Genomic DNA, 10,003 nt, shown 5'->3' on the forward strand with positions numbered 1-10,003 from the left:
TTCAATCGATTCAAGCAGGCCAGTGTGAACGTTGCAGCAGCGTCCCCGGTACTTTCCGATCTGGCCAGCCCTTTCGCTGGCAGCGGTGCCCCCCACGGCAATGATCCGCGCAGCCTGGTGGTGGCCGACGTCGGCGGCACCTTCGCTCGCCTGGCCCTGGCCGAGACTACGCCGGGGCAGACCCCGCGACTGGGCAGCTACCGCACCTACGCCTGCGCCGATCATCCAAGCCTGGCCGCGATCCTCGCCGATTTCACCGCCAGCCTCGACCAGCCGGTCAGCACGGCCGTGGTGGCGATTGCCGGTCTGCTCGATGGCGACGTCCTGATCAACGCCAACCTGCCATGGACGGTCTCGCTGTCGACCACCCGCGAGCAGTCCGGGCTGCAGGAACTGCAGCTGATCAACGATTTCGAAGCGGTGGCGCTGGCCATTCCCTACCTGCAGGCCGACACCCTGGTGCCGTTGAACGGCGATGCCGATCCGGCGCAGGCGTTCCCGGCGCTGGTGCTGGGTGCGGGGACCGGCCTGGGCGCCGCGCTGCGCTTTGCCGATGGTGACCGCCCTGTGCTGGCCAGCGAACTCGGCCACGCCGCGCTGGGCGCCGGCAACGCGCTGGAGCTGCAGGTGCTGGGCCAGCTGCTGCAGCGCTGGCCGCACGTGGACAACGAACGCGTGCTGTCCGGCAGTGGCCTGATGAACCTTTACCCGTGCCTGTGCGAACTGCGCGGCGCGACCCCGCAGTGGCACAGCACCGAGGCGCTGATCGGCGCGGCGCGCAGTGGCGAGGATCCGCTGGCAGTGGAAACCCTGCAGGTGTTCTGCGCATGGCTGGGCAGCCTGGCTGGCGACGCGGCGATCGCCGTGGGCGCGCGCTCGGTCTATCTGGCCGGCGGCATCTCCGCGCACGTGCAGGATTTCCTCGCCGATGGCCGCTTCCGCGAGCGCTTCCTCAACAAGGGCGTGCTGACCGACGTGCTGCGCCAGGTGCCGGTGTGGCGCGTCGAACACGGCCAGCTGGGCGTACTCGGCGCGGCGGTCTGGCACGCGGCACGCACGCCGGCGTAAGAACAACAGCAAGGGCTGACGGCAGGCTGCCAACGGCCGAACGGACGACGGAGGCGGACATGGTGGATCGCAGGCAGTTCCTTCAGGCCGGAGCACTGGCCGTGGGCATGGCGGCATTGCCGGGCGTCCAGGCGCGCGCGCAGGGCGGGGCGAAGGTTGTTTCAACCTGGGATTTCGGCGTTCCCGCCAACCAGGCGGCGTGGAAGGTGCTCGCCAACGGCGGCAGCGCGCTGGACGCGGTCGAAGCTGGTGCGCGCTGGGCCGAGAGCGAGCTGTGCAATCCCACCGTCGGCCATTGCGGCAATCCCGATCGCGACGGTGTGCTGAGCCTGGACGCCAGCATCATGGACGGCGATGGCCGCTGTGGCGCGGTTGCCGCGCTGGTGGACATCCTGCACCCGGTATCGGTGGCCCGCAAAGTGATGGAGAACAGCCCGCACGTGCTGCTGGTGGGCGAGGGCGCGCAGCAGTTCGCGGTGCAGCAGGGCTTCGAGCGCCAGCACCTGCTGACGCCGCAGGCCGAGGCGGCCTGGCGCGAGTGGCTGAAGACCGGGAAGTACCAGCCGCAGATCAACGCCGAGCGCCGCGGCATCCCCGGCAACAGCGACAACCACGACACCATCGGCATGCTGGCGCTGGACGCCAAGGGAAACCTCGCCGGCGCCTGCACCACCAGTGGCATGGCCTGGAAGCTGCACGGCCGCGTGGGTGACAGCCCGATCATCGGCGCCGGCCTGTACGTGGACAACGAGGTCGGCGCGGCCACGGCCTCGGGCGTGGGCGAGGAGATGATCCGCAACGCGGCCTCGTTCCTGGTGGTCGAGCTGATGCGCCAGGGGCGCACGCCGGCCCAGGCCTGCCGCGAGGCCATCGACCGGGTGGTGCGCAAGCGCCCTGAAGCCAGCAAGACGCTGCAGGTCTGCTTCCTGGCGATGAACAAGCAGGGCGAGGTCGGCGCGTACGCGTTGCATCGCGGCTTCGTCTACGCGGTGTGCGATGCGCAGCGCCAGGACGACCTGCGCGATTCGCCGTCGATCTACCTGAGCACCCAGGCGTGAGTGTGCGCCTGAGGTTGGAGATCGCCAGCAATTCGGTGGCCTCGGCGCTTGCCGCGCAGGCCGGTGGTGCCGATCGCATCGAACTGTTCGACAACCTCGCCGAGGGCGGAACCACGCCATCCTTTGCCAGCATTGCCATTGCCCGCGAGCGGCTGACCATTCCGCTGTTCGTACTGGTGCGTCCGCGTGCCGGCGATTTCCACTACGACGCACTGGAAACCGAGCTGATGCTGCGCGACATCGCGCAGTGCCGCGCACTGGGCTGCGATGGATTGGTGGTAGGCGCGCTGGATGCACAGGGTGACATCGACCTGCCGCTGTGCCGCGAGCTGGTCCGGGCCGCCGGGCCGCTGCAGGTCACGTTCCATCGCGCGTTCGATGCGACCCGCGATATGTCCGCTGCACTGGAGCAGGTGATCGGCCTCGGCTGCCAGCGTGTGCTGACGTCGGGCGGGCAGGTCAGTGCCGAGGTCGGCAGCAAGGTGCTGGCCGCGCTGGTCACCCAGGCGGCGGGGCGCATCAGCGTGATGGCCGGTGCCGGCCTGGGCCCGGCCAACATCGCCGCGGTGGCCCGCCACACCGGCTGCAGCGAGCTGCACGCCTCGGCCAAGGGCCTGCGGCGCTCGGGCATGCAATTCCAGAACCCGGTGCTGCGCGGCCTGGACCCGGACTGGAGCCAGACCAGCACTGCCACTGTGGCAGCATTGCGCAAGGCGCTGGACGGCGCGCGCTGACCAACGTCTGTAGAGCCGAGCCCACGCTCGCCTGCTTTTTGCGGCAAGCAACAGCAGCCGAGCACCGGCTCGGCTCTACAGCGCCGCAGGTCACCGCGCCCACGACACGATTCCGCGCGCGCATGTCGTGATCGTGTCACCTCGTTCCGCCGTCACCACACATCCGTGCATCGCAAATCATTGATTCTTCGATAGACATGGGTCGTTTACGACTGCGTGGTGTGCATTGCTGCGCCGCGAGATGCCAAGACTTGTTCAGCCATGCTTTAGTTTGGATCGATCCACAGGGGAGGGCGCGGATCCGGTCTGGATCGATGCAAGTGCCCTGGGTCGACGTCTCTGCAGTGCCGCTGTTTCTTGCATCCGCGCGCCCACACCAACGAAGAGCAACCGCCCATGGCTCAGTTCGTCCGTACCCGTCGTCATCTGTTGTCCCAGGCCCTGTTTCTGGCCCTGCTGCCGCTGGCGGCCAGTGCACAGGACGCCGACAGTGCGTCCGCCACCCAGGATCTGGACGCGGTCACCGTCACCGGCTCGCGCATCAAGCGCGCCAGTGTCGAAGGCCCGGCCCCGGTCAACGTGATCTCCGCCCAGCAGATCCAGAAGGAAGGCTTCGTCACTGTCTACGATGCGTTGAAGACGCTGACCGAAGCAACCGGCACCGTCGAAGCAGCGTCGCAGTGGGGATCGCACACGCCCAATGCCAGCGGCCTGAACCTGCGTGGCATGGGCCCGAACCGGACCCTGCTGCTGGTCAACGGTCGGCGCGTGGCCGACTACCCGCTGCCGTATGGTGGCGAGACCAACTTCTCCAACTACAGCAACATTCCCGCCGCGGCGGTGGAGCGCATCGAAGTGCTGACCGGTGGCGCCTCGGCCATCTACGGCTCGGACGCAATCGCCGGGGTGGTCAACGTCATCCTCAAGACCCACTACGACGGTGATGAAGTGCGCGTGCGCGGTGGCACGTCCACCGAAGGCGGCCGGGACACCTGGGATCTGTCCTGGGCCGGCGGCAAGACCGGCGATCACTGGAGCGTGACCTATGCGCTGCAGTACACCAAGCGCGATCCGTTGTTCGGCCGGGACCGGACGCAGATGGACGATGCCGACGATGCGCCGTATCCGTCCTGGAACATGGAGCAGCGCAAGGTTGGCTTCCGACCCACGGCCGGCCTGGCGCTCATCGACCCCGGCACCGGAGAGCGCCTGCCACCCCCCACTGGAACCTGCGAGAAGTTCGACGGCGAGTACTACACCGCGGATCGTCTGGTCTACAACTACAACGCCAATACCGTGACGAACACGGGGCGCCTGTGCGGCATGAGTGCCGACTACGCCAACTGGCTGCTGACGGGTGGCTCGGAGAACCTCGCCGGCAACCTGTATGCCACGTTCGACTTCGGCAACGATCTGCAGGCGTGGAGCAATCTGGCCGTGTACCGTTCCGAAGCGCTGTGGGGCACCAATCCGCCGAGTGTCACCCTCGTCGACGATGCCAACGGCTACTACTGGGATGCCAACCGCGATCGCCCGATTCTGGGCGTGCGCCAGTTCACCCCCAACGAAGTGGGTGGCCTGGACACCCTGCGCAATACCAACCGCGAATTGTCCTGGGATGTCAGCGCCGGCCTGCGCGGTCGATTGGCTGACCGTTTCGACTGGAGCGCGTCGGCGGGGCGTTCCTACTACCGCGTGGAAGAGCGGCAGAACGTGGTGGATGAGCAGAAATCGTATGACTTCTTCCTGGGCCCGCGGCTGGGAACCACGGCGGACGGCGAAGCCATCTACGCCTTGAACGAATCGCGCTGGTGGAACCCGATCACCCCCGATCAGTACTGGCAGATGGGCACGGTGGCGCGCAACCGCGCCTCGTCGTGGGTCAACCAGGCTTCGGCGGACATCACCGGCGAACTGTTCCAGGGCTGGGCCGGCCCGGTATCGTTCGCGGCCGTGGCGGAAGTCGCGCGCCAGGGCTATCACCTCAGCCCCGACCCGCGCGCCGGCATCGACTTCGACCTGCAGAACGTCGATCGTGGCGGTGGCGAGCGCACGCGCTATTCGGCAGGCGTGGAGTTCAAGATTCCACTGGCCGACAGCCTGATCGCTACCGCCGCGGCGCGCTACGACCGCTATGGCAGCTACAAGGCCGACGACAGCGCGGACGCGGTGAGCATCGGCAGCCAGAAGGAAACCACCTGGAATGCGGGCCTGGAATGGCGGCCGTTCGAATCGCTGCTGGTACGTGGTTCCTATGCCACCAGCTTCCACGCCCCGGACATGCATTACCTGCTGGGCCAGCCCAGCAGTTCGCAGGTGCTGACCTACGACCGCCTGCGCTGCATTGAAAGTGGTGCCTACCTGGTCAACGAGTGCGGCGCGGGCAATCCCGATGTCTGGTACGCATTCGATGTGAATCGCCGCGGCACGCCGCTGCTGCGTTCTGAAACCGGTGATTCCTGGACCGTCGGCTTTGTCTGGGATGTCCTGCCGAATCTGTCGGTAAGTGCCGATTATTGGGCGATCAAGCTGCAGGACATGATCGTCGACGTGGGAGCCGACGAAGTGCTGGCCAGTGAGGCCGGCTGCCTGACCGGCAAGAACATCGACGGCACGCCGTGGTCGAACCCGGCCGGTGGCGAATACTGCGCCGGCATCCTTGCACGAGTGAACCGCGACAGCAATGGGCGCCTGGTTTCCATCGAGCGCGGGCCCTTCAACCTGGCCAGCCGTGAGGTCCGAGGCATTGACCTGACCGCGCGCTACCGACTGGAAACCGCCGCGTGGGGGAGCTTCCAGCTGGGGGTGAACTACACCAACCAGCTCTCGACCAAGGAGCAGCGTTACGCCAAGGATCCCAATCCCGAGCGTCGCGACCGCGACCTGCGCAGCAAGCTGCGCGCCAGCCTGGGTTGGCAGCATGGCAACTGGAACGCCAATGTCTACGCAGACCGCGTGGGTTCAGTGCCGGGCGTGCGTTACCACTGGGGCACCGACCGCCTGGACAATCCCGGTGGCTGCCTGCCGTTTGCCGATGGCTATGTGCCCAGCGACAGCCCTTCGTTGAACTGCCTGGAGCCGTTGACCCGGCCCGACGGCTCGGCCAACCCCAACCCCAATGCAGGGCAGCAGACCTCCCGCTACTACGGCCGGGTAGGGCCGTTCATCACCTGGAATTTCAACGTCGGTTACCAGGTGACCGAGCACATGAAGATCAACGCGTACGTCAACAACGCCTTCAATGCCGCCAGCTGGAACCACAAGGATCCCTACAAGGCGGACTACGACTTCGCGCCAACCCGCCTGCTGGGCGCGGTGGGGCGTGAGTTCGCGCTGGAGTATGTGTTCACGTTCTGATGGCAGGAAACCTGAACCTGTAGAGCCGAGCCTACGCTCGGCTGCGCTTTGCGCAGAACAACGGCAGCCGAGCATCGGCTCGGCTCTACAACGGCGCGTTTCCGCGGTCGCGCACAGAAAACGGCAGCCACCTGTAAAAGCGTGGCTGCCGTGGAGGACCGTTGTTCCGGCTTAGAACTTGTAGGTCGCGCCGAAGTAGATCTGGCGGCCCGAGTACAGGTTGGAGATCAGGCGGGACTGGGTGTCGTTGCCCAGGTAGATGCGCTGTTCCGACTTGGTGGCGTTCAGCACCGAGGCGGTGAAGGTCAGCGCTTCGGTGAAGTTGTAGGCCACGTTCAGATCCAGCTGATCGTACGGTTCGGTGTACTGGGTCATGCCGTTGACCAGGCCGCCGACCACTTCACCACGACGGTTGTACGAGGCACGGGCCAGGAACCGGTCGGTTTCGTAGAACACCGTCAGGTTGGCCTGGTTCTTGGCGCTGCCCACCAGCGGCGAGGCGCCGAGGTTCTCGCCGTTGAGCTCGATCGAGGCCAGGTTGGTGTCGTTGTAGGTGTAGTTGGCCTGCACGCCCAGGCCGAAGTCGAAGGTGTACTGGCCGTAGACTTCCACGCCCTGCGACACCGCATCACGGCCATTGGCCTGGGTGCTGTAGTCCTGCACCGTCACCATCTCGCCGCCGACCTCCATCTGCACGTCACGCACGATCGGCACGGTGAAGTTGCTGATGTCCTTGCGGAACACGCCGACGCCGGCCACTGCGCCCGGCATGAAGTACCACTCAACGCCAAGGTCGTACTGGGTGGCTTCAAAGGCTTCCAGGTTCTTGTTGCTGCCCTTGCCTGCCCAGCCTTCGGTCGGTGCGCCACCCGCCACGCGGCGGTCATTGACGTATTCGGGGCTGTAGTAGCTCAGGCTGCCGGGGGCGGCGATGCTGGTGTAGCTCGGGCGAGCCACTACCTTCGATGCCGCGCCACGCAGTACCAGCGTGTCGGTGATGTCCCAGGCGATGTTGAAGCTCGGCAGCACGTCGGTGTAGGTGCGATCCGAACCGATCAGCTCGTAGGTCTTCTCGCGGGCCAGGTTGTCGGGCAGGCGCACGAAGCCGCTCTCGCAGCCGTAGGTCGGGTAGGCCGCCGCCGCCGGATCATCGCAGGACATCGGTGCGCCGGAGGCGTTGTCCAGGAAGTAGTCGTTGAAGCGCTCGATCGAATCGCTGGACTGGGCGAACTGCTCGGTACGCACCACGCGCACGCCGACGTTGCCGCGCAGGCGCTCGGTACGGAAGTTGGCCTGGAAGTAGCCCGAGTAGATCTTCTCGTTGACGTTGTAGACGAAGTCGTCCTCGACGCGGTTGTACGACTGGCCGTAGGTGTTGTTCAGGTGATTGATGTAGGCCGGGAAGTTGATGCCCGGGAACACGTTCGCGTTGAAGCCGCCGGCGATGCCGCTGATCGGGTTGGACAGGAAGAACCCCGGCTGGGCGACGCCGGCCGTGTTGTCGCAGCCCGCCTGGTAGCGGCTCTCGTAGTCCGCCGGGTCGGCGCCCTGGCACACCCAGTAGGTGTTGCCGGTGTTGCGGTGGACCTTGCCGTCGCGGTACTTGGCGCCGAACTGGATCGAGTCCAGCCAGCCGCTTTCAAACATCTTGGTGACGTCGGCCTGGAAGTGACTCTGCTTCACTTCGGTCTGCATCCACGACGAATCGGTCGAGCCAGTGTCGACCTCGGCGATGCCATTCATCAGCACCTCCTGCAGGTTCGGCGAGACGGTCAGCGTCGGGGTGCCGGTCAGGTCCCACGCGGTGTACTGGTTGCCGGATTCCCACACGCCGTTGACGCGGCGGCGCGGCTTGGCCGACATGCGGAAGTTCATCGACGGGCCACCCTCGGACCAGGTGCGGCCACCGCTGAAGGAGGCTTTCCACAGCGGGCTGATGTCCCAGTCGATGGTCAGGTCCGCAGTCTGCGACAGCGCCTTTTCGCGACTGTAGCCACCGGTCAGCTGCGGGGTCGGAATGGTGCAGTCGTCCGGGCCCCAGCCACCCGGGGCCAGGCCAGCGGCGGCGGCTTCGTCTTCACTGCAGTAGTAGGCTTTGCCCGGCAGCTTCTCGAACTGCGCGCCGGTGACCACGGTGCCGCTGGGGTCGAAGGTCAGGCCGTTGAGCAGGCGGCCGCCTGCCCAGTTGCCGTCGCCGTTGTAGCGCGCCATGTTCCACTCGGGAACCTTCAGCATGTTCTGCGAATAGTCGCCGTCCAGCTGGAACCGGAAGTAGTTCGCGGTCAGGGTCAGGTTGTCGACCGGCTTGAACTGGAACGTGAACTGGCCGCCCTTGCGCTCGCGCTTCTCCTCCTTCACGGCGAAGTTCACCGAGGTGGGCATGAAGAAATCGCTGTAGTTGCGCCCGAACTGGTCGTTGAAGCCGGAGTTGCCCCACCAGTAGTTGATGCCGCCCTGGGTAAGGGTGTTGCCGTTGACATCACGGGCGTCGACATCGGTGCCGTACCACTGGTAGTTCTCGGTGCTCGCCTCCATGGTGCGGCTGGTGCGCTTCTGCTGGGTCACGCCGACCAGCACGCCGAAGCGCTCGTCCTTGCTGTGCCAGGAGTACAGCGCCGACGCCTGCGGGTCGACGTCCTGGTGGGTATCGGAGGAGACGCCCTCCAGGGTTACGTAACCGGAGTTGGACTCCATTTCCAGCGGACGGCGGGTGTGCAGGATGACCGTGCCGCCGATGCCGCCTTCGTCGATGCGCGCTTCCGGTGACTTGAACAGCTCGGCGCTGGACAGCATGTTCGACGGCAGCAGGGTGTAGTTGAACGAACGGCTGGCCTCGTCATTGGTTTCGGAGGTGGCGATGTAGTTGCCGTTCAACTGGGTCAGGGTCAGGTCCGGATCGAGGCCGCGCACGCTGACGCTCTTGCCTTCACCGCCATCGCGGGTGATGACCACGCCGGGCACGCGCTGCAGCGAATCGGCGACGTTCTTGTCGGGGAACTTGCCGACGTCCTCGGCGGTGATCACTTCGACCACGGCGTTGGCATCACGCTTCTGCTGCAGGCTCTTTTCGATCGCGTAGCGGTAGCCGGTGACCTGGACGCTGTCCAGGGTGGTGGCATCGGTACCGCCGGTGGTCGGCTGTGCGGTGGCCTGCTGGGCAGCGGCGCCGGCCGGCGCGACGGCTGCGGCCAGGGCCAGCGCGACGGCGAGCGACAAGGTGTCGCGACCGTGCTTGTGAGTTGAATGCTTCATTGCCATCTCTCCCTCTCTCCTGGATTGATCCGGTGACTGACGCGGAACTTGAATCGATCTAATGTGTGATGCCGATTTAGCTTGAGCCGCGCGATTGCCTGGTGCGGCGCGCTGTTGCTCGGGTACGTACGTGTTCCGGTCCCCAACTCCGGGCCATCCCCTCAATTCGCTTGGATCGATCTAAGCGATGGCGGGGCGATTTTTAGCACGGCTGGAAGGGTTGCGCATGCTGCTGCGCAATATCGCAGTGACGTGTCTGCCGAATGATGATTCGCTGAAAGACGCTGGAATCGTTTACATGCGCAAGAGGGGAGGGTGGTTCGGCAGGGCTTGCAGCCCTGCACCTGCTGCAAGCCACGGCAACGTCCACTTCAAAGGCGTCTCTGGCTTTCTGCTGGTTGGGCGGGTCGGTGTGGGCTGGCAGGACACGCCGTAAACCCGTACATGGGGCTCGATGGCGCCATCCATGGCGCCAACGGTCCTGCCAGCCCACACCGCACCGCCCCCGACAGTTTCCAGGTGACGGGTGGAACA

At 65.8% G+C, this 10,003-nt stretch carries 6 protein-coding genes; 5 read left to right on the forward strand and 1 reads right to left on the reverse strand.

Features of this window, described 5'->3' with window-relative positions:
- The first annotated feature begins 24 nt into the window (after positions 1-24).
- The 4 genes from FJU31_RS08835 to FJU31_RS08850 all read left to right on the forward strand — a co-directional run bounded on the left by FJU31_RS08835 (position 25) and on the right by FJU31_RS08850 (position 6,217).
- Positions 25-1,068, forward strand: a complete 1,044-nt coding sequence (locus tag FJU31_RS08835) for a glucokinase (RefSeq protein ID WP_150454413.1) — start codon at positions 25-27, stop codon at positions 1,066-1,068.
- A 59-nt stretch (positions 1,069-1,127) separates the two neighbouring features.
- On the forward strand, positions 1,128-2,126 hold the full coding sequence (locus FJU31_RS08840) for a glycosylasparaginase (protein ID WP_150454414.1): 999 nt from the start codon (positions 1,128-1,130) through the stop codon (positions 2,124-2,126).
- Entirely contained in the window at positions 2,123-2,860 is a 738-nt protein-coding gene (locus tag FJU31_RS08845) for a copper homeostasis protein CutC (RefSeq protein WP_150454415.1), read from the forward strand. Before FJU31_RS08840 ends, FJU31_RS08845 begins: the two co-directional genes overlap by 4 nt.
- Positions 2,861-3,256: 396 nt before the next feature.
- The gene (locus FJU31_RS08850; protein WP_150454416.1) at positions 3,257-6,217 is read left to right on the forward strand and encodes a TonB-dependent receptor plug domain-containing protein; all 2,961 of its coding nucleotides are present in this window, start codon (positions 3,257-3,259) and stop codon (positions 6,215-6,217) included.
- 171 nt (positions 6,218-6,388) lie between these two features.
- Here the strand turns inward: FJU31_RS08850 and FJU31_RS08855 are convergent, their stop codons facing one another.
- Entirely contained in the window at positions 6,389-9,475 is a 3,087-nt protein-coding gene (locus tag FJU31_RS08855; protein ID WP_150454417.1) for a TonB-dependent receptor, read from the reverse strand.
- A gap of 220 nt (positions 9,476-9,695) precedes the next feature.
- On the opposite strand from FJU31_RS08855, the gene FJU31_RS08860 reads away from it, so the two are divergent.
- A complete protein-coding gene (locus FJU31_RS08860) occupies positions 9,696-9,905 on the forward strand; it encodes a hypothetical protein (protein WP_150454418.1) in 210 nt (69 codons plus the stop codon).
- The last annotated feature ends 98 nt before the right edge of the window (positions 9,906-10,003 follow it).

Origin of the sequence: Stenotrophomonas cyclobalanopsidis (assembly GCF_008710035.1) — a bacterium.
GTDB classification, from domain to species: Bacteria; Pseudomonadota; Gammaproteobacteria; order Xanthomonadales; family Xanthomonadaceae; genus Stenotrophomonas; species Stenotrophomonas cyclobalanopsidis.